Below are 17,611 nucleotides of genomic sequence, written 5' to 3' on the forward strand. Positions count from 1 at the left end.
TCCAGACCCGTCCGCTGGACCCTGCGGACCGCAGCCGTCTTCGGGGCTCGCCTTCGCGGCGCTGCGGGCGTAGAGCAGGTGCGCGCGGGCCGGTCGACCGCCGGGAGAGACCCATGGACATCCAGCTTGCCCTGATTCTCGGCTTCACCTTCGTCATCCACCTCATCGGCACGCTGGCCTATGCCTTCCGGATCGCCGGCATTCGCACCGGCAACGTCGCCATCGCCTTCTCCCTGTTCAACGTGCTCGTGCTCGTCTCCCGCATCTCCAACGCCTTCCAGGGACCTTTCCTCGCCAAGCGGGTCGAGACGGCGATCCTCGAACCGGCGCTGCATCACCTGGCGCGCGACTTCTCGCTGGTGCTGGCCGCGGCGTCGCTGGCCACCCTGCTCGGCGGTCTGCTGATCCCGACCTTCCAGCGCTATTCGACGGTCGCGGTCGCCGCCTTCCGCCGCCGGCGATCGGTGCCGCGGCTGATGCTGCGGGCCGCGACGCCGCGCGGCCTCTCGGTGCTGGTGGAGTCGGCGAGCGTCCCGCGGCTCGCCAATGTCGGGCAGCTGCGCCTCGGCGGCGCGGTTCCGGCGGGCATCGTTCTCCTCAACGTCGCCGCAACCGCGCTCTGGACGGTCGGTGTCCTGGCGTCGATCCATGCCGGCGCGCTCGAGCCCGATTTCCGCGTCACCGCCGCCACGCTCTCGGCGCTCGTCAACGGCGTGGCGACGATCCTGATGTTCGTCGTCATCGACCCCTACCTGTCGGGACTGACCGACGACGTGGTGGACGGCCGCGCCAGCGAAGCCGACTTCCGCCGCGCCATCATCTGGATGGTCGCAAGCCGCCTGGCCGGCACGCTGCTGGCGCAGGCGCTGCTCCTGCCGGCAGCCTGGCTCATCGTCTGGGCGGCGCGGGCGATCTGAGCCGGGGTCCGCCCCGGCGACGTCGCCCGGCTCCGGGCACCGGCGCCGGGATGTTCGGCCGGTGCCTGTTTCAGCACTGGCCGATGTTGGGGACGCAGATGCCGGCGCAGCCGCCGCCGAAGGGCAGGCAGGCGCCGACGCAGCATCGGCCGGCGCCGCAGCAGTCCGAAGGCGCCAGCACGGCGCTGCGGTCGGGGCTCCTCGCGTGGCCGCGGGCGACGGGGAGGGACATGGTCGGGAGTCTCATGTTCGTTTCCTTTTGCGGAACCGGCCCGGGACGCACGGTGTGAGAGGGCCGTCTCGCTGGCGAGGCGGTCGGCACGCGCCGCCCCCGCGGCGGCGCGGTCAATTCGGGAGTCCGTCAGACGGACGGCTGGCGACGCATCCTGCGCCCGATGGGCGGATCCGGTGGTGCGGCCGAGCCGGGCGGCTCGCCTCTCCGGCCGTCAGAGTGCGATGGGCAGACACACGCCCACGCAGCCGACGATGGGGAGACAGGCGCCGATACAGGTCCCGCCGGGACAGCACTCGGAAGGCGCCAGCACGGCGCTGCGGTCGATTCCCCTGGCGTGGCCACGCGTGACGGGGAGGGACGGGGTTGGAAGTCTCATCTTCGCTTTCCTTTCATGCGACCGGCCCGGGACGCGCGGTCTCGAGGCAGCCGGTGGAGCCGCCGGCCACGGCCCGCCGCCCCCGAGGCGGCGAAGTCCTTCACAGGCAGTCGATGCAGGAACCGGCGCCGAGCGCGCCGAAGCACGAGATGCAGGCGGCCGGTCCGGCAAGGCACGTCGCGGCACAGGCCGCCACCGCCGCGGCACAGGCGACCTTCTTGAAGACGTTGCAGCCGGACGGCGTCACCCCCGGTGCGAGGGCTGCGGTGCCCGACCGGCGGGCGATGGACGGGCTCTGGACGGGAAGTCTCATGATCCGGTGTTCCTTCTGGTTGGCCGGGCGCGGTCCCTTGCCGCCTCCGGCAAAGGGTGGTCAGCGTCTGCAGGTCTGGGCACAGAGCGTTCGACAGGCCTCGCGCAGATGCCCGCTCAGACGATCGCAGCCGGAAAGGCAACCCGCGCAGTCCTGCTGCGACAGGCCGGGCCGCGCGCGCATGCGGCTCGACGACACGGTGCGGGGCAGGGGCTCGGCCTGGTTCGGCAGGCGAAGCAGGCTCCGGGGCCGGCCACGTTTCGATCGCGCGGCCATCGTCACACCCTCCGGGTCCAGCTGCGCACCGTGCCGATCGTGACGGGCACGACGTCGCTCACGTCGACCGTGAAGCGGTAGATACGGCTGGCGACGTTGGTGTTGTCGGGGTTGAAGAACGCGATCTCGACGTCGTAGCAGTCGGAGTCCGGGCGGCAGACGGGGCTCTTCTTGACCATGATGGTGTCGAGATCGAGCGACTGCCGGGTGGTGTTTTCGATTACTGCGGCGATCTGGACCGCATTGGTGGCCGAATAGTTCAGCGCACGCTCCTCGCCGGTGACGCCGAGGTTGCGCAGATCGTAATAGACCCGACTGAGGAAGTTCCCGAGCCCGCTCGAGAACCTGTCGTAGGTTTCCTGCTCCGCTGCGGCCTGCGGCCGGGCACCGAGCACGCTCTGCACGAGCGCGGCCGGCTTCCAGCAGTAGATCCCGCGCAGCGCGGGGACGATCAGCGGCACCACCTGACCGGATTCCAGAGTGCGCGTCCCGGCGATCAGTCCCGGGACCGAGACGAGATCCGCGCCCTCGCGCTCCTGCGCTGCCAGGGCATCGCGCAGCATCTCGTACCCCTTCTCCGCATAAGGGCCGGCGGGCTGTACGGCATAGATCGGCGTCGCGTCGAGGCTGAGCGTCCAGATCGCGGAGGGGGCCTCGTAGGGCGCCCCGTCGAGATATCCGAGCCAGGGCTCGGCGGCCATCGGATTTCCGCCCATGGCCTGGGCGATCGAGTCGCGGCGTGCCTCGGAGCCGAAGTCGTAGCCGATCCGGCCCAGCGCATAGACGAGCTGCGGCTTCGCCGGTCCACCGCTGCCACCGCATCCGCATCCTGCTTCGCTCTTGCCCTTGCCGCCGCAACCGCACCCGCAGTCGGAAGGTTCGATGCCCGCGGCCAGGACGGAACGGACGGGATCGGCACCGGACCTCGCCGCACGGGTGCCGGTCGGGATCGTCGACCCATCACCCTGTGGCGGATGGATGGATGCGCGCGGCTCGCCGCCGGCCGCCCCTCGCACGGAGAGGAAAGGAGCTGCCTGATCCGCGCGGACGATGGGATCGGGGCTTGGCTGCTCGAGGTATTCCGACATGACGAGTCCCCCTTGGACCTTGGCGGTTGCTGCAATGACGTCGATGCGACCGGCGAGGAACCGCGCGCAGCCCTCCTGTGCCTGGTCGGGACATGGAGCGGCCGTAGCCAGCAGCGCGCCGGCGATGCCGTGCGGATCGGGCGCCCGGCCCGCGCCGACCTGCAGGGCCGCGAGCCGCGCCGCATGGCCGGTCACGTGGGGCGCCGCGTAGCTGGTTCCGCTTCGGCTGGCGGTTCCGCCGCCGGCGAGCGCCCCCATGATGTCCTTGCCGGGGGCCAGAAGGCCCTGCCGCCCGTAGAGGGCGCCCCAGTTGCTGGACGGCAGCGGCGTGCCGGTCTCGTCCATCGCGCCGACGGCGAGCACGCCGGGAGCCGCAGCCGGTACGTGCAGGCATTCGCAGCCGTCGTTTCCCGCTGCCGCCACGATGAGAACGTTGCGCGTCGCGCACCGTGCGATCGCATCCGCGAGAAATGGCTCCGGTGCGCCGGACGGCGAGAGCTGGCCGCCGCTGATGTTGATGAAGTCCGCACCGTTCTCCACCGCCGCGAGGATCGCGCGCGCGAGATCGAGCTGGGAGGCGGCGAGCCGGCCGCCGCGGTCCTGGAAGATCGGTATGACGAGGCCGCGGCAATGGGCCGCCAGTCCTTCCACCTCGCTGCCAGGCTGGCCGAACAGCAGGCTCGCCACATGCGTGCCGTGCCGCGTCGCCGGCGAAGCGGGATCGGGTGCCGGCTGTCCGTGAGGCAATTCGATCGACGCGCCCGAGAAGCAGGGGTGCCCGAGATCGACCGGGCCGTCCAGAACCGCCACGGTGATACGGCGAACTGCTCCCGTCTCGATCGGCTCCGTCGGCATGTCGCAACCTCCGAGAGCATCGTGTATGAAATGCAACCATAAGTCAAGAAGGGGGCGCCGACCACCTGAACTTCCACCGGGGGTTGATCCTGGGGGAGAGGCGCGCGGGATGGCGCGCTCGGGCCGGCTGAACGGCCACGGCCGCTTGAATTCCGCGGCCCGCGCGGCATGTTCGGCGCTGAAATCCGGTTTGGCGTTTTGCACCGGAATGCTCTATACGGCCGGCCCATGACCCCTTTGAAGAACATCCGCAACTTCTCGATCGTCGCCCATATCGACCATGGCAAGTCGACGCTCGCCGACCGCCTGATCCAGATGACCGGCTCCCTGGAGGAGCGCGAGATGAAGGAGCAGGTGCTCGATGCCATGGACATCGAGCGCGAGCGCGGCATCACCATCAAGGCCAACACCGTCCGGCTCGAGTACAAGGGCCGGGACGGGGTCGACTACGTGCTGAACCTGATCGACACGCCCGGCCACGTCGACTTCGCCTACGAGGTGTCGCGGTCGCTGCGCGCTTGCGAAGGGTCGCTGCTGGTCGTCGACGCCTCCCAGGGCGTGGAGGCGCAGACGCTCGCCAACGTCTACCAGGCGCTCGACGCCGACCACGAGATCGTCGTGGTTCTGAACAAGGTGGACCTGCCGGCCGCCGAGCCCGACCGCATCCGCGAGCAGGTGGAGGAGGTGATCGGCCTCGACGCCTCCGACGCCGTGCTGATCTCGGCCAAGACGGGGCTCGGCGTCGACGAGGTGCTGGAAGCGATCGTCAAGCGCCTGCCGGCCCCCAAGGAGGGCGACCGCGACGCGCCGCTGAAGGCCATGCTGGTGGACTCGTGGTACGACGCCTATCTCGGCGTCATCGTGCTGGTGCGGGTCATCGACGGCGAGCTGAAGCGCGGCCAGAACATCCGCATGATGGGCACCGGGGCGAAATACTCCGTGGATCGCGTCGGCGTCATCACGCCCAAGATGGTGACGGTCGAGGCGCTCGGGCCGGGCGAGATCGGCTTCATCACCGCCTCGATCAAGGAGGTGGCCGACACCCGCGTCGGCGATACCATCACCGAGGACAGGCGCCCGACCGCCGAGATGCTGCCGGGCTTCAAGCCGGCGCAGCCGGTCGTGTTCTGCGGCCTGTTCCCGGTCGACGCCGCCGACTTCGAGGACCTGCGGGCGGCCATGGGCAAGCTTCGCCTCAACGACGCCTCCTTCTCCTTCGAGATGGAGACCTCGGCCGCGCTCGGCTTCGGCTTCCGCTGCGGCTTCCTGGGGCTCTTGCATCTCGAGATCATCCAGGAGCGGCTCGAGCGCGAGTTCGACCTCGACCTGATCGCCACGGCACCCTCGGTCGTCTACCACCTGAAGATGACCGACGGCACGATGAAGGAACTGCACAACCCGGCCGACATGCCCGACGTGGTGAAGATCGCCGAGATCGAGGAGCCGTGGATCCGCGCCACCATCCTGACGCCGGACGACTATCTCGGTGCGATCCTGAAGCTCTGCCAGGAGCGCCGCGGCGTGCAGATCGACCTCTCCTATGTCGGCAAGCGCGCCATGGCGACGTATGAGCTGCCGCTCAACGAGGTGGTGTTCGACTTCTACGACCGGCTGAAGTCCATCTCCAAGGGCTACGCCTCGTTCGACTACCAGCTGAGGGACTACAAGGAGGGCGACCTCGTCAAGATGTCGATCCTCGTCAACGACGAGCCGGTCGACGCGCTGTCGATGCTGGTCCACCGCTCGGCCGCCGACAAGCGCGGCCGCGCCATGTGCGAGAAGCTGAAGGACCTGATCCCCAAGCACATGTTCAAGATTCCGATCCAGGCCGCCATCGGCGGCAAGGTCATCGCCCGCGAGACCATCTCGGCGCTGCGCAAGGACGTCACAGCCAAATGCTACGGCGGCGACGCCACCCGCAAGCGCAAGCTGCTCGAGAAGCAGAAGGAGGGCAAGAAGCGCATGCGGCAGTTCGGCAAGGTCGAAATCCCGCAGGCCGCCTTCATCGAGGCGCTGAAGATGGGCGAGAGCTGAGGGTCCCATGACCGTCCCGAAGCCGCTCGTCCTGACGCAGCATGCGCGGGACGCGGTGGAGGAACGCGAGATCGACCACGGCTGGATCGAACGTGCGGTGCGCGCGCCCGAGTGGCGACATCCGGACCCGCACCGCGCGGGCGTGGAACGCCGCTTTCGGGCCATCCCGGAGTTCGGCGATCGGGTGCTGCGGGTGGCCTGCTTTGAAACCCCGTTCGAAATCCGTATACTGACCGTGTTTTTCGACCGCAGGGCACGACCGCCGTCATGACGCCGAGCATAACGTATCGACCCGAGGACAACGCCGCCTACATCCGGCTCTCCAGCGCAAAGGTGCTGGAGAGCGAGGAAGTCTCTCCCGACGTCGTCTTCGACTACGACGCCGAAGGTCGCATCGTCGGCATCGAGCTACTCGACGCCCGCGCCCAGCTTCCCTCCGACGCCCTCGGCAAGGCCGCCTGATCCGCACAGTCCTGCTCCGACTGAGGCTCTTACGCGGATGACGGGGCGGGGATGGGGAGCGCCCGGGACGCGTTGCGTCCGCCTGCTTCGCCTCTGCTTCAGACCCTTCACCTTCGTCATCCCGGGCGAAGCCGGAGCGGAGCGCAGGCGCAGACCCGGGATCCATGCCTCGGCAGGGGACGAAGGCGGGACGGTACAGAAGAAGATGGCCGCTGTGGTCGCATGGCGGCGGCCCGTGGTTCCTCCTGCACCGGACTGCGGGCATGGACGGCGAGGCATGGATCCCGGATACGTCGTCCTTCGCTTCGCTCCGACGCCGTTCCGGGATGACGAAGGTAGGGCGGGGGGCATGGCCAAGCGGTGCCGTTACCCTGACGGTCCCCATTCGGACGCGGCCCTGAGCTTGTCGAAGGGGAGCCTCGACGAACTTGGCGACATACCTATACAGCAGAACCGATGACCAAGGCCGGGGCTTTTCCCACCGTCGCCGATCGCCTAGACCTCGTCTCATGCGCGCCCTCATCCAACGCACCACCGCCGCCTCCGTCACCGTCGACGGCACCACCGTCGCGGCCATCGGTCCGGGCCTGGTCGTGCTCGTCTGCGCCATGCAGGGCGACGGGGAGGCGCAGGCGGGGTGGATGGCGCGGAAGATCGCCAATCTGCGCATCTTCAGGGACGACGCCGGCCGGATGAACAGATCGCTCGTCGATGTCGGCGGGGCGGCGCTGGTTGTCAGCCAGTTCACGCTGGCGGCCGAGACCAAGGGCAACCGGCCGGGCTTCTCCTCCGCCGCGCCCCCCGACGAGGGTCGCCGGCTCTACGAGCAGGTCGCCGCCGCGCTCGCCGCCCATGGCGTTCCCGTCTCGACCGGCGTCTTCGGTGCCGACATGGCGGTGTCGCTGGTCAATGACGGGCCGGTGACGATCTGGCTCGACAGCGACAGGGGGTGAACGGCGGCCCTTTCCGCCCGGTTCCCGGACCGCATGCGCCCTCTTGATCCGCGCGCCGCGCGGCCCGAGTATCGCGGCCATGATTCGCGGCCTCCTCCTCGCGCTCGCCATGCTCGCAGCCGCCCTCCCGGCGCGGGCGGAGGAAATGACGTTCTTCGTCATGAACCGGGCGCCCTACGGCGTGGTGATCGAGTTCTCCGATGTCGCGTCGGGCAAGGTCTGGCCGGGCGGCGAGCGGATCTATCTTCTGGAGAAGGGCGAGAGCAAGTCGGTGGCGATCGACTGCACCGGCGGCGCGCGCATCTGCTACGGTGCCTGGCGCAACGGCGACGACCGCACCGTGTGGGGCGTCGGCCCCGACCGCGACCTCGAATGCCGCGACTGCTGCCACATCTGCGCCCTCGGCCCGGGCAAGGGCGAGACGATCGAGATCGAACCCTGAGCGGCAGCCGCCGCGAAAGCCGGCGAGCCCCGCGCGATCGGTCAGACTGCAACCGCCGGAGGGCTGTCATTCCGCGGCTCGGGTCGGCAGTCGCGGAGGTGCAGAAGCCATTCGGCGATCCTGCCGTCGATGGAACGGCGATCCTGGCGGTAGTCGAGCACGAAGCCCGGGAACGCTCCCTGCCGCAGTGAAGGAGTCGATCGGTAGGGGTAGCAGCCGGCTTGCGAGGTGCCGATGGGCCGCAAGCCCGTCTGGTCGAGGGCGTCGTGGAGCCGGCCGAGCGCTCCGCAGAAGGTGTCGGAATGGAACCTCGCGTCGCCAAGGCCGAAAAGCGCGATCGCGCGCGCACTCCCCAGGACCGGCAGCAGGGCCTCGAAGCGACTGCTCCATGCGTGGTGCCAGTCACCGTGTCCGTAGGTCGGGCTGCCCATGAGGAGCAGGTCGGCCCCATGATGCATCGCGTCGACCCTGGCGTCTCCACCGATGTCGACGGTCACCGCTCCGCCCAGACGGGCGGAAAAAGCCTGCGCAACGGTCCTGGTCGCACCTGAGGTCGACGCGTAGAGGATGACGATCACGAGGCGACCCTGTCGGGAACGGACGAAACCCGGGTGCAGAGGGCTTTCGGGCGCGTGGCGAAACGCCTGATCAGGTCGTACCCGCCGAACTGGTTGTCCTTCAGATGCTCGGCCGCCGCCTTCCACAGGAAGGATCCCGTCTGCTCCAGATAGGACACCGCATCGACGGCATGGAACATCGGCATCACGCTGCCGTACTCCTTGTGGAAGCGCCACCCGCAGTAGGAGAAGTATCCCAGCCGCTCGAAGAACGGGATCAGGTGCCGGTTGCAGTCGATGAAATTGACCTGGACGCCCCGCCTGTACCCGTCCACCGCGAAATCCCGGATGAGCCGGTACGTTATCGGCGTGTTCCTGTGGTCGGGATGCACGATGAGCTTGGTCGTGATCTGTATCTTCGACAGGTCGGGGAAGTCGAACAGGCCCAGCTTGTAGACGCTGCGGTAGTAGAGCATGGCGGGATCATCGGCGCGATTGCTGCGCACGGTGGCCACGACGTGCCCGTGTTGGTCGAGGGCGATGTGGGTTCGACCGTGCTCGTCCTGCGGCTCGACGATACGCTCGCCGGCATGGTCGGCGTAGATCTGGCGCCGGCCCATCCCTTTGACATAGACGTCGTAGCGGAACCGGTACGCGCACTCTAGCAGCACGTCGCTGTCGGCGAGAATGATGGTCACCGGAGACACAGAACCTGCTCCTACGCGGCCGCCGCGGATTCTTCCCGGCCCAAGCGTCGCACGGCCCGCGTGCAGGCCGCTTCCCAGACCGGGAGCGGGTAGACGTGTTTGAAGTACTCGTAGCCGTAGGCGATCGCGGCCTTCGAGTGGGGGTAGAGGTCGGCGACCTCCACGATCAGCGCCCGGATCTGGCGGGTGTGTTCGAGATCGGCGGTCGCGTGGTGGCGTATGAACTCCAGTCCCTCACCGGCGCCGCTGCGCTGCGCCATCATGTCCATGACGATCTTCGTCGCGATCGGCGTGAGACCGTCGAACAGATAGACGGCGCCGAGGTAGAGAAACGGATCCCGCTTGTGGGTGATGTTTCGCCACATGGCAGCGACCGCGAAGGCACTGGGCGACTGCGTCCTCGATCGGGCGTAGGCTTCGTCTCCACCGAATTTGAGATAGTCCCGCAAGGCCATCTCGCCATGGTCGAACTCCTCGACCTGGTGGTGCAGCATCTCCTCGATGAGTGCGACCGGCATGGAGCGCGGGAACTGGCCGATCGAGGCGATCGCAGCCTCGATGGAATCGGGCTGGTACATGGAGATCTCGAGGTAGACTTCCTTCAGGATTTCCGTGATCAGCCGCAGGTCGCTGGCGGGGTCCGAGAGCGTCCGCCAGACGTTCGACGACAGAACTTCTTCCAGCGTCTGCTGGACCCGCTTCTCGAGATGCTGCGCGAGTCCCTCTCCGTCCAGCAACTTTGGGTCGAAACCCAGATCATCGAAAGCGCCGACGTGCTTCGAAGCTGCGTGAAAACTGCCGTTCATTGGATGCCCTTCACAAAATCTACACGGTCAACTAGATCCAAAATCAGGGCAGCGTCTTCACCCGTTCGGGTGAGACGGAAGGAGGCGGGTGCTCGCGGACGGCCTGCGCGGGCGCGGCGGCCGAGGGGCAGGTTCCATGCGATCGGCGATCACCGTGGAACGACGGCGCGCCGCAGGGCTTGCCGTTCCGGAGTCCGAGGTGGAATGCGGGTGCCGCGGCGCCTGGATCATGGGGGCGGAATGGAGACTTCCGAACTTGTCGACCTCGTCTACGAGGCTGCGATCGTGCCCGATCTCTGGCCCCGTGCATGTGATGCGATAAGCGGCATGATCGACGGCTACTCGACGGCGCTGATAACCTTCGCCCCGGGTGAGTCCATGCGCTGGACGTCGAGCCCCCACGTCACGGAGTCCATGGAAATCTACGAAAGGAGCGGGCTGGCCGGCCGCGCCAGGCGACCGCAGATCGCCCTCACGATCGCACCGGGCGCGTTCATGCGGGACATCGATTTTCTCTCGCCGGAAGAAATCGCTTCGTGCCCGATCTACAATGAACTGCTGAAGCCGCTCGGCTTGGCCTGGGAGATGGGAGCCGTATTTCGCGAGCCGTCAGGTTCGATGTTCGTCTTCAGCCAGTTGCGACGCTCCGAAGACGGGCCGTTCGACCCGCGTGCGGTCGACCGCATGAACGCCCTCAAGCCCGATCTCGCGCGCGCCGCCTTCATGACGGCGCGGCTCAGCCAGCGGCATGCTCAGACGGTGGCCAATGCCTTGGCGCTCGTGGGCCTGCCGGGGGCCGTTCTCGGCGACCGCGGGAACGTCCTGGCATGCAACGAGATGTTCGATGCGCTTTCTCCGCAGATCGAGATCAAGGCGTTCGACCGCGTGCACATCGCAAGCAGACAAGCCTCGCAACTGTTCTCCGAGGCGTTGAAGCGGACGCTCGGCAACCGCGGCGCACCGGTGCAGTCCATACCCATCCCGTCCGCCGATGGGACGGAGGAGGGCGTCATCCCCCCGCTCATCCTCCACGTGGTCCCGGTCCGGCGCCGTGCCAGGGACGTCCTGGCGCGATGCGCCGCGATCCTGGTCGTCACCCCCGTCGGCGAAGGAAGCCCGCCCGATCTCGGGCTCCTGTCCGGTCTGTTCGATCTCACGCCGGTCGAGACGAGGGTCGCTGCGGCACTGTCGGCCGGAAAGAGCATCGACGCCGTGGCGATCGATCTGCGCGTGGGGCGGGAGACCGTCCGCAGTCATCTCCGCGCAATCTTCCGCAAGACCGGTACCAACCGGCAGCCGCAACTCGTCAGCCTGCTTTCGAGAATCGGGCAGGCGGCTCCTTCAGGCGACTGATCACCGGCGCTGCGGATGATCTTATGCCGCGATCGCCGGTTGCTTCGCGGCCGCGGTCACGCCGTTCGACGCGCCCGGGACGTCGGCTGCATCCGGTCGATCGAGGCCCAGGCCGGCCGTTCGAACAGGAAGCGCCCGCGGCCGCTCCACTGCACGATCCCGTAGAGCACCACCGGTCCGGCGATCCCGGCGATGGTGGTGATCAGCGCCATCAGGCCGACGTCGGGGATCAGCCCGGTCGAGACGAGCGCGACGCGGGTCGCTGCCATGGGCAGGAAGAAGGCGAGGTAGACGACGATCGAGTGCGCGCCAAGCCAGCGCAGCCAGGAGGCCCATGGCGCGCGGGCCAGCAGCGCGGCGACGGCGACGATGCCGAGCGCGCCGGCGAGGCCGAGCGCGAGCGAGACGCCCGGCAGTTCCGACAGGCCGCCGGTCGCCCCCGTGTCGCCGCTCTCGCCCTGGATCAGGAAGCCGAGCGCTTCGGGTGTCGGCGTGAAGACGAGGAGCCCGTTGACGAGTCCGAAGGCCACGAGCCCCGCGAGTGCCAGGCCCTGCCGCCGGGCCGCCGCCGCAGCGAAGGCGAAGACATGCGGGGCCAAGGCGTAGCCGGCGAAGAAGAAGACGTAGCGCTGCGCGAACTCGTCGAACACCACCCATCCGGTATGCACCGGCAGCGCTTCCAGCACCGCCGCCCAGGCGAGCACGAACCAGACGGGCAGCCCGCGCACCAGGCGCGTGAACAGGAAGAACACCGGCAGCACGTAGATGAACCACAGCGTGCCGAAGGGCTGCCACAGCGCCTGCAGCCAGCCCGACAGCGGCGCGTTCCAGCCGCCGGCCGCGGCCGCCATCTCCGGCGCCTTGAAGGCGAACTGGATGGTCAGCCACAGAAGGTAGAAGTAGAGGAAATGCACCACCTTTCGGTCGAGATAGCGCCGCCAGGGCCGGTCGATGGTGAGCGCCAGGAAGAGACCGGAGATGAGGAAGAAGTCGGGCATGCGGAACGGCCGCGCGAAGGCGACGACGGCGTGCATGAAGCCTTCTTCGGCCATGGCGATCTCGACGCCGATCGTGGCATGCACCATCACCACCAGGATGATGCACAGCCCCTTGGCGGCGTCCACCCAGTCGACCCGGCCCTCCGCCCGTTCCCTCTCCGTCATTCCGTCGCATCCCTTCGCCGGCTCGGCCGGCCCCGGGCACACCCCTACGCCGACGGTGCAACCAAAGGCTTAAGCCCAGCGCTGCTCACGCAAGCGTGATCCGGCGCCGGCCGCCGGCGACGTGGGGTGGAACAAGGCACGGGCGTCCTCGGCTCGTCAGGAGCGGCACGCCGCCGGGGGAGAGCCGGTCTTCGCCGCACCCGTCATCATCGCGTGCAGATCATGCGCGATGGAACCCGTCCGCGGGACGTCGAGGCGGCTATCGGCCGCCGGCCTCGGCATCCGTCGTCGCAGGAAGGCATCCGTCCAGGATCAGCTTCACGATCGTGTCGCGCGCTTCGACGTAGTCGGCAGGCCGGAGCTTCGGCTTTTCGAGCGTCATGGCGGCGACCTCCGCGAAATCCGCGTAGAACTGCGTCGAGGCCCACAGCATGATGAAGAAGTGCTTCGCCGCCAGCGGGCGCAACTTCCCCTGCCGGATCCAGTCTTCCACCACCTCCACCCGCTCGCGGGTGATGTCCTGCATGTGACGGCGCTGCGCCCGCGACAGGAAGCCGCCGCCGCGCATCATCTCGTTGGCGAAGAAGCGCGACTGGGTCGGATGGCGCCGGGAGTAGTCGAGCTTCGCCGCGATGTAGCCGGCGATCGCCTCGCTCGGCTCCCGGTCTGCCCGGATGTGCTCCAGCGCCTGATCCCAGCCCTGCAGCAGGCGTTCGATCAGGACGCCGTAGATCGATTCCTTGGTCTCGAAATAGTAGTACACGTTCGCCTTGGGCAGGCCGCTCGCCTCGGCGATCTCCGCGATCCGCGTCCCGTCGAATCCCTTGCGCGCGAACAGCTCGACCGCGGCCTTCAGGATTCTGGCCTCGTTGCGCGCGCGGATCCGCTCCTCCGGCGCCCTGGTGGCCCTGCGCTTCGGCGTCGCGCTGCTCTGCTCCATTCCTGATCCTCCTTGATCCCCGTCTTACATCCCGCCGGACGCGCTTCCAACGGCCTTCTCCGGCCTATCCCAAGAATCTGACGTTCCGGTCAGGAAATGCGTTCCAGGAAGTTGACTTTCTGGTCAACTTTTGGATTCATTGCGGAGCGTGAGGGGAGCGTCGGCGGACATGGCTGCAAGATTGGTCGATGCACTGCGTGACGTCCTCGCCGGCTGGCAGGACGACGTTCCCGCGTCGTGGATCCCGGTGCTTCGCCAGGTGGAACTCGGCTTCGACGGATGCGACCCCTCGCTCGACTTCGAGGCCTGGGAGCCGATCTTCCCGTCCCGCAGGGCGCGCGGGTTTCCCGGCGCTCCCGCCGGGGCCCACATGCTGCGCGCCTTCGACGGCATCGATCCGGACGCGGTGCGCTGCGTGGTCCTCGGGCAGGATCCCTATCCGGAGCCGGGCTTCGCGACCGGCCGCGCCTTCGAGGCAGGCAACGTCGCGGCCTGGCGGGAGCTCGACAAGATGTTTTCCAGAAGCGTGCGCGCCTACATGCAGCAGATCTGCGCCGCGCGGACCGGGCGTCCCGAACTCGCGCGCTCCTTCGGCGACTGGCCGGGACTCTTGAGCGAGATCGAAGCCGGCTCGGTGCGGATCGAGCCGCCGGGCGAGATCGCGGACCGGTGGGTGAGGGAAGGCGTGCTGCTGCTCAACTCCTCGCTCACCCTCTCGCGCTTCCGGGTCGAGGTCGATCCCCACCAGTCGCGCGGCCACCTGCCGGTCTGGCGTCCGCTGATCCAGGCGGTCCTGCGCCATCTCGCGGCATCCGGCCGGCCGATCGTCTATCTCGGCTTCGGCGACGCCGCCGCGGAGAACCTGCGGCTCGCGGGCCTCGACACGCCGCGGGATCCGCAGGCGACGTTCCAGCGCCCCCATCCGGCCTTCGCCGACGATCTGTTCTCCCTCGAAAACCCGTTCGTCGCCTGCAACCGCCATCTGGCGGCTGCCGGCCTGCGGCCCATCGGCTGGTGACGCCATGACGAAGACGAAGACAAAGACCTGGGACTACATCATCGTCGGCGCCGGCTCCGCCGGCTGCGTGCTCGCCAACCGGCTCTCGGCCGACCGGAACAACCGGGTGCTCCTGCTGGAGGCCGGCGGCCGCGACCGCAATCCGCTGTTTCGCCTCCCCATGCTGATGGGGAAGCTCTTCCAGTCCGGGATCTACAACTGGCACTACCACACCGAGCCCGAGCCGCACCTCGACGGACGGTCGCTCTACTGGCCGCGCGGCAAGGTGCTGGGCGGCTCCTCCACCATCAACGGCATGATCTACGTGCGCGGCAATCGCCACGACTACGATCGCTGGGCGCAGCTCGGCTCGCCGGGCTGGTCCTACGAGGACGTGCTGCCTGCGTTCCGCCGCTCCGAGGGACACATCCAGCGCCGGGATGATTTCCACGGTTCGCAAGGCGAGCTCACGGTCTGCCGGGCCCGCAGCACGAGTCCGCTGCACGACGTCTTCGTCGAGGCGGGCACGCAGGCGGGCCACGCCGCCAACGACGACTTCAACGGGGCCGAGCAGGACGGCGTCGGCAAGTTCGACTTCACCATCAGGGACGGCAAGCGCTGGTCCACCTCCTTCGCGTTCCTGCGCCCGGTGCTGTCGCGCCCGAACCTGTCGGTCGAGACCGAGGCGCTGACCGAACGCGTGCTCATCGAGAACGGCCGCGCCGTGGGCGTCCGCTATAGCAAGGGCGGGGCGGTGCACGAGGTGCGGGCCGAGCGGGAGGTCGTGCTGGCCTGCGGCACCGTCAATTCGCCGCAGATCCTCATGCTGTCGGGCATCGGACCGGCGGACCAACTCGCCGCGCACGGCATCGAGGTGGTCCACGACCTGCCGGGCGTCGGCAAGAACCTGCAGGACCATGTCGACTGCGTGATGTCCTGGGAATGCCGGCAGCCGGTCACGCTGCATGGCGATCTGCGCGCCGACAAGCTGGTCTGGTCGGTCGTGCAGGGGATGCTGTTCGGAACCGGCGTCGTCACCACCTTCCCCTACGAGGCGGGGGCTTTCCTCAAGTCGCGGCCGGACCTGCTGGCGCCCGACATCCAGCTGCATTTCATGCCGGCCCTGGAGAAGACGGCGAACCTGCACTTCCCCAATCCGTTCCGGCGCCGGCGCGCGATCGAGGCCGACCACGGCTTCACGCTCAGGGTCGGGCCGGTGAACCCGGAGAGCCGCGGCGAGATCACGCTGGCGTCGGCCGATCCCGCCGAAAAGCCGCGTATCCGCGCCAATTACCTTCAGTCGGACTTCGACCTCCGCACCATGATCTCCGGCATTCGCATGACGCGCGAGATCATCGCCCAGAAGGCGTTCGACCCCTTCCGCGGCAAGGAACTCGCTCCCGGCCCGGGTGTCGGCAGCGATGCCGAGCTGGAGACGTGGCTGCGGGCGACGGCGATGACGACGTTCCACCCGGTCGGCACCTGCAAGATGGGCATCGACGCGATGGCCGTCGTCGACCCGCGGCTCAGGGTGCGCGGCATCGAGGGACTGCGCGTCGCCGACGCCTCGATCATGCCGATCATTTCCAGCGGCAACACCAACGCGCCCGCCATCATGATCGGCGAGCGGGCGTCGGACTTCATCCTCGGGGAGACCAGCGCATGATCGTGGAGCACCGCACCTACACCTTCCGGCCCGGCACGGTCGACGGCTGGCTGAGGAAATACGAGACCGAGGGGCTCCCGATCCAGAAGCGCCATCTCGGTCGCTTCATCGGTCTCTTCGTCAGCGAGATCGGCGCGCTGCACACCACCGTGCTGATCTGGAGCTACGACAGCCTCGCCGACCGCGAGGCGCGGCGCGCGGCCATGTATGCCGATCCCGAATGGCAGTCCTTCATTTCCGGCGTCTGGTCGCTGAACGCGATCCAGAGCCAGAACGTGATGATCATGAACCCGGCCTCGTTTTCGCCTGGAGCCTGATCGAACGCAGCAGTCCGAGCAACCCATCGACAAGACCGGCCAACGGCAACATCCAGAGGAGAAAAGACACATGACCAGCAAGCAGACCACTCTCTCGTTCCTGCGGTCGTCCTTCGACCGCCGATCCTTCCTGAAGACGGCGGCCGGAACGGCCGCGATCACCATGACCGGCGCCCTGACGGCGGCGGTCGCGCAGGCGCAGGGCGGACTGATCGCCCTCGTCCACACGCAGGCGGCCGGCGATGCCGGACCGGTCGATTCCATGATCGCCAAGCTCAAGCAGCTGTCCGAGGAGAAGGGGCTGGAGCACCGCGCCATCTATGCGCAGGACCCCGCGACCTACGAAACGATCTTCCGGACCCTGGGCGACGCGGGCGCCGCGGTGGTGGTGTCGACGTTCAACGAGGTGGCCGAACCCTTCAAGGCGGTGGCGCCGTCCTATCCGGATACCAAATGGATCCAGCTGTTCGGGGATCCGTTCGAACCGGCGATTCCGAACGTTGTGACGGTCTCCTACGACTACTATCTCGGCTGCTACCTGTCCGGCATCTTCGCCGGGCGCATCAGCAAGACCGGCAAGATCGGCTTCATCGGCGGCATCTCGATCCCGCCGCTCAACGCCGACTTCAATGCGCTCAAGGCGGGCGTGCTGTCCGTGCGCCCCGACGCCACCGTGACGGCGGCCTTCGCGGGTTCCTTCCAGGACCCCGCCAAGGGCCAGGAGATCGCCACGCAGATGTTCTCCGACGGCATCGACTACATCCAGACGGACGCCGCCGCGACCGATTTCGGCATCATCGCCGCAGCCAACGAGGCCCCGGGCCGCCATGTCAGCGCGCTCGACCCGGCGCAGTTCAAGCTCGGACCGAAGTCGCTGATCTCGATCGTCGGCCTCGACTTCGGCGTCTCGCTCTACAACGAGACCTCCAAGGCGCTCGGCGACGGCTGGGCCGGCGGCTCCCACGTCAACACGGGCCTCGGCACCGGCGTGATCGACTTCATCCTGTCGCCGCTCTTCCAGCAGGAAGGGGACGCGGAAACGGTCGCGAAGTCGAAGGAGGCCTGGGCCGAGATCGAGAAGGCGAAGGCCGGCATCCTCGACGGATCGATCAAGGTGCCGTTCAATACGACGCTCTGAGCGAGGGCGGCGGACG

General features: G+C 68.1%; 19 protein-coding genes. 11 read left to right on the plus strand and 8 right to left on the minus strand.

Annotated features, from left to right (window positions below):
- Positions 1-113: 113 nt before the first annotated feature.
- A complete protein-coding gene (locus IAI54_RS24620) occupies positions 114-917 on the plus strand; it encodes a lipid II flippase family protein (protein ID WP_187969686.1) in 804 nt (267 codons plus the stop codon).
- Positions 918-987: 70 nt separating this feature from the next.
- Here the strand turns inward: IAI54_RS24620 and IAI54_RS24625 are convergent, their stop codons facing one another.
- The 3 genes from IAI54_RS24625 to IAI54_RS24635 all read right to left on the minus strand — a co-directional run bounded on the left by IAI54_RS24625 (position 988) and on the right by IAI54_RS24635 (position 4,060).
- Positions 988-1,164: a hypothetical protein gene (locus IAI54_RS24625; protein WP_187969687.1), complete on the minus strand. Its 177-nt coding sequence runs from the start codon at positions 1,162-1,164 to the stop codon at positions 988-990.
- A gap of 464 nt (positions 1,165-1,628) precedes the next feature.
- Positions 1,629-1,841, minus strand: a complete 213-nt coding sequence (locus IAI54_RS24630) for a hypothetical protein (protein WP_187969688.1) — start codon at positions 1,839-1,841, stop codon at positions 1,629-1,631.
- Between the two features lie 278 nt (positions 1,842-2,119).
- Entirely contained in the window at positions 2,120-4,060 is a 1,941-nt protein-coding gene (locus IAI54_RS24635; protein ID WP_187969689.1) for a PatA/PatG family cyanobactin maturation protease, read from the minus strand.
- Between the two features lie 228 nt (positions 4,061-4,288).
- Here IAI54_RS24635 and lepA point away from each other — a divergent pair, with 228 nt between their 5' ends.
- The 5 genes from lepA (at position 4,289) to IAI54_RS24660 (ending at position 7,951) form a co-directional block, all read left to right on the plus strand.
- On the plus strand, positions 4,289-6,094 hold the full coding sequence (lepA, locus tag IAI54_RS24640; RefSeq protein WP_187969690.1) for a translation elongation factor 4: 1,806 nt from the start codon (positions 4,289-4,291) through the stop codon (positions 6,092-6,094).
- A 7-nt stretch (positions 6,095-6,101) separates the two neighbouring features.
- Positions 6,102-6,365: a DUF4258 domain-containing protein gene (locus tag IAI54_RS24645; protein WP_187969691.1), complete on the plus strand. Its 264-nt coding sequence runs from the start codon at positions 6,102-6,104 to the stop codon at positions 6,363-6,365.
- Complete coding sequence (locus IAI54_RS24650; protein WP_187969692.1) at positions 6,362-6,556, plus strand: DUF2283 domain-containing protein; 195 nt, start codon at positions 6,362-6,364, stop codon at positions 6,554-6,556. The genes IAI54_RS24645 and IAI54_RS24650 overlap by 4 nt, the downstream gene beginning before the upstream one ends.
- A 509-nt stretch (positions 6,557-7,065) precedes the next feature.
- Positions 7,066-7,509: a D-aminoacyl-tRNA deacylase gene (dtd, locus tag IAI54_RS24655; protein WP_187969693.1), complete on the plus strand. Its 444-nt coding sequence runs from the start codon at positions 7,066-7,068 to the stop codon at positions 7,507-7,509.
- Positions 7,510-7,588: 79 nt separating this feature from the next.
- Entirely contained in the window at positions 7,589-7,951 is a 363-nt protein-coding gene (locus IAI54_RS24660; RefSeq protein WP_187969694.1) for a hypothetical protein, read from the plus strand.
- Positions 7,952-7,992: 41 nt separating this feature from the next.
- Here the strand turns inward: IAI54_RS24660 and IAI54_RS24665 are convergent, their stop codons facing one another.
- The 3 genes from IAI54_RS24665 to IAI54_RS24675 are packed head-to-tail and all read right to left on the minus strand — an operon-like array spanning position 7,993 to position 9,952.
- On the minus strand, positions 7,993-8,529 hold the full coding sequence (locus IAI54_RS24665) for a flavodoxin domain-containing protein (RefSeq protein WP_187969695.1): 537 nt from the start codon (positions 8,527-8,529) through the stop codon (positions 7,993-7,995).
- Positions 8,526-9,215, minus strand: a complete 690-nt coding sequence (locus IAI54_RS24670) for an N-acyl amino acid synthase FeeM domain-containing protein (RefSeq protein ID WP_210321169.1) — start codon at positions 9,213-9,215, stop codon at positions 8,526-8,528. Before IAI54_RS24670 ends, IAI54_RS24665 begins: the two co-directional genes overlap by 4 nt.
- 11 nt (positions 9,216-9,226) lie before the next feature.
- Positions 9,227-9,952, minus strand: coding sequence for an iron-containing redox enzyme family protein (locus IAI54_RS24675; protein ID WP_187969697.1), 726 nt, complete (start codon positions 9,950-9,952; stop codon positions 9,227-9,229).
- On the opposite strand from IAI54_RS24675, the gene IAI54_RS24680 reads away from it, so the two are divergent.
- Entirely contained in the window at positions 9,923-11,374 is a 1,452-nt protein-coding gene (locus tag IAI54_RS24680; protein WP_187969698.1) for a helix-turn-helix transcriptional regulator, read from the plus strand. The genes IAI54_RS24675 and IAI54_RS24680 overlap by 30 nt on opposite strands.
- A gap of 56 nt (positions 11,375-11,430) precedes the next feature.
- Here IAI54_RS24680 and IAI54_RS24685 read toward each other — a convergent pair whose 3' ends face one another.
- Together IAI54_RS24685 and IAI54_RS24690 are read right to left on the minus strand one after the other, a co-directional pair.
- Positions 11,431-12,537: an acyltransferase family protein gene (locus tag IAI54_RS24685; protein ID WP_187969699.1), complete on the minus strand. Its 1,107-nt coding sequence runs from the start codon at positions 12,535-12,537 to the stop codon at positions 11,431-11,433.
- A gap of 259 nt (positions 12,538-12,796) precedes the next feature.
- Entirely contained in the window at positions 12,797-13,477 is a 681-nt protein-coding gene (locus IAI54_RS24690) for a TetR/AcrR family transcriptional regulator (protein ID WP_187969700.1), read from the minus strand.
- A 169-nt stretch (positions 13,478-13,646) separates the two neighbouring features.
- Here IAI54_RS24690 and IAI54_RS24695 point away from each other — a divergent pair, with 169 nt between their 5' ends.
- The 4 genes from IAI54_RS24695 (at position 13,647) to IAI54_RS24710 (ending at position 17,595) form a co-directional block, all read left to right on the plus strand.
- The gene (locus tag IAI54_RS24695; RefSeq protein ID WP_235679169.1) at positions 13,647-14,495 is read left to right on the plus strand and encodes a uracil-DNA glycosylase family protein; all 849 of its coding nucleotides are present in this window, start codon (positions 13,647-13,649) and stop codon (positions 14,493-14,495) included.
- A gap of 4 nt (positions 14,496-14,499) precedes the next feature.
- Positions 14,500-16,140, plus strand: a complete 1,641-nt coding sequence (locus IAI54_RS24700) for a GMC family oxidoreductase (protein ID WP_187969701.1) — start codon at positions 14,500-14,502, stop codon at positions 16,138-16,140.
- Positions 16,137-16,457, plus strand: a complete 321-nt coding sequence (locus tag IAI54_RS24705; RefSeq protein WP_187969702.1) for an NIPSNAP family protein — start codon at positions 16,137-16,139, stop codon at positions 16,455-16,457. The genes IAI54_RS24700 and IAI54_RS24705 overlap by 4 nt, the downstream gene beginning before the upstream one ends.
- 70 nt (positions 16,458-16,527) lie before the next feature.
- A complete protein-coding gene (locus tag IAI54_RS24710) occupies positions 16,528-17,595 on the plus strand; it encodes a BMP family ABC transporter substrate-binding protein (protein ID WP_187969703.1) in 1,068 nt (355 codons plus the stop codon).
- Positions 17,596-17,611: the final 16 nt, after the last annotated feature.

The sequence above is a fragment of the Aquibium microcysteis genome (assembly GCF_014495845.1).
GTDB classification, from domain to species: Bacteria; Pseudomonadota; Alphaproteobacteria; order Rhizobiales; family Rhizobiaceae; genus Aquibium; species Aquibium microcysteis.

Excerpts from the sequence above, each read along its gene's own strand:
- IAI54_RS24620 (WP_187969686.1), top strand. The coding sequence starts at position 114 with ATGGACATCCAGCTTGCCCTGATTCTCGGCTTCACCTTCGTCATCCAC.
- IAI54_RS24625 (WP_187969687.1), bottom strand. The coding sequence starts at position 1,164 with ATGAGACTCCCGACCATGTCCCTCCCCGTCGCCCGCGGCCACGCGAGG.
- IAI54_RS24630 (WP_187969688.1), bottom strand. The coding sequence starts at position 1,841 with ATGAGACTTCCCGTCCAGAGCCCGTCCATCGCCCGCCGGTCGGGCACC.
- IAI54_RS24635 (WP_187969689.1), bottom strand. The coding sequence starts at position 4,060 with ATGCCGACGGAGCCGATCGAGACGGGAGCAGTTCGCCGTATCACCGTG.
- lepA (WP_187969690.1), top strand. The coding sequence starts at position 4,289 with ATGACCCCTTTGAAGAACATCCGCAACTTCTCGATCGTCGCCCATATC.
- IAI54_RS24645 (WP_187969691.1), top strand. The coding sequence starts at position 6,102 with ATGACCGTCCCGAAGCCGCTCGTCCTGACGCAGCATGCGCGGGACGCG.
- IAI54_RS24650 (WP_187969692.1), top strand. The coding sequence starts at position 6,362 with ATGACGCCGAGCATAACGTATCGACCCGAGGACAACGCCGCCTACATC.
- dtd (WP_187969693.1), top strand. The coding sequence starts at position 7,066 with ATGCGCGCCCTCATCCAACGCACCACCGCCGCCTCCGTCACCGTCGAC.
- IAI54_RS24660 (WP_187969694.1), top strand. The coding sequence starts at position 7,589 with ATGATTCGCGGCCTCCTCCTCGCGCTCGCCATGCTCGCAGCCGCCCTC.
- IAI54_RS24680 (WP_187969698.1), top strand. The coding sequence starts at position 9,923 with ATGCTGCGCGAGTCCCTCTCCGTCCAGCAACTTTGGGTCGAAACCCAG.
- IAI54_RS24685 (WP_187969699.1), bottom strand. The coding sequence starts at position 12,537 with ATGACGGAGAGGGAACGGGCGGAGGGCCGGGTCGACTGGGTGGACGCC.
- IAI54_RS24690 (WP_187969700.1), bottom strand. The coding sequence starts at position 13,477 with ATGGAGCAGAGCAGCGCGACGCCGAAGCGCAGGGCCACCAGGGCGCCG.
- IAI54_RS24695 (WP_235679169.1), top strand. The coding sequence starts at position 13,647 with ATGGCTGCAAGATTGGTCGATGCACTGCGTGACGTCCTCGCCGGCTGG.
- IAI54_RS24700 (WP_187969701.1), top strand. The coding sequence starts at position 14,500 with ATGACGAAGACGAAGACAAAGACCTGGGACTACATCATCGTCGGCGCC.
- IAI54_RS24705 (WP_187969702.1), top strand. The coding sequence starts at position 16,137 with ATGATCGTGGAGCACCGCACCTACACCTTCCGGCCCGGCACGGTCGAC.
- IAI54_RS24710 (WP_187969703.1), top strand. The coding sequence starts at position 16,528 with ATGACCAGCAAGCAGACCACTCTCTCGTTCCTGCGGTCGTCCTTCGAC.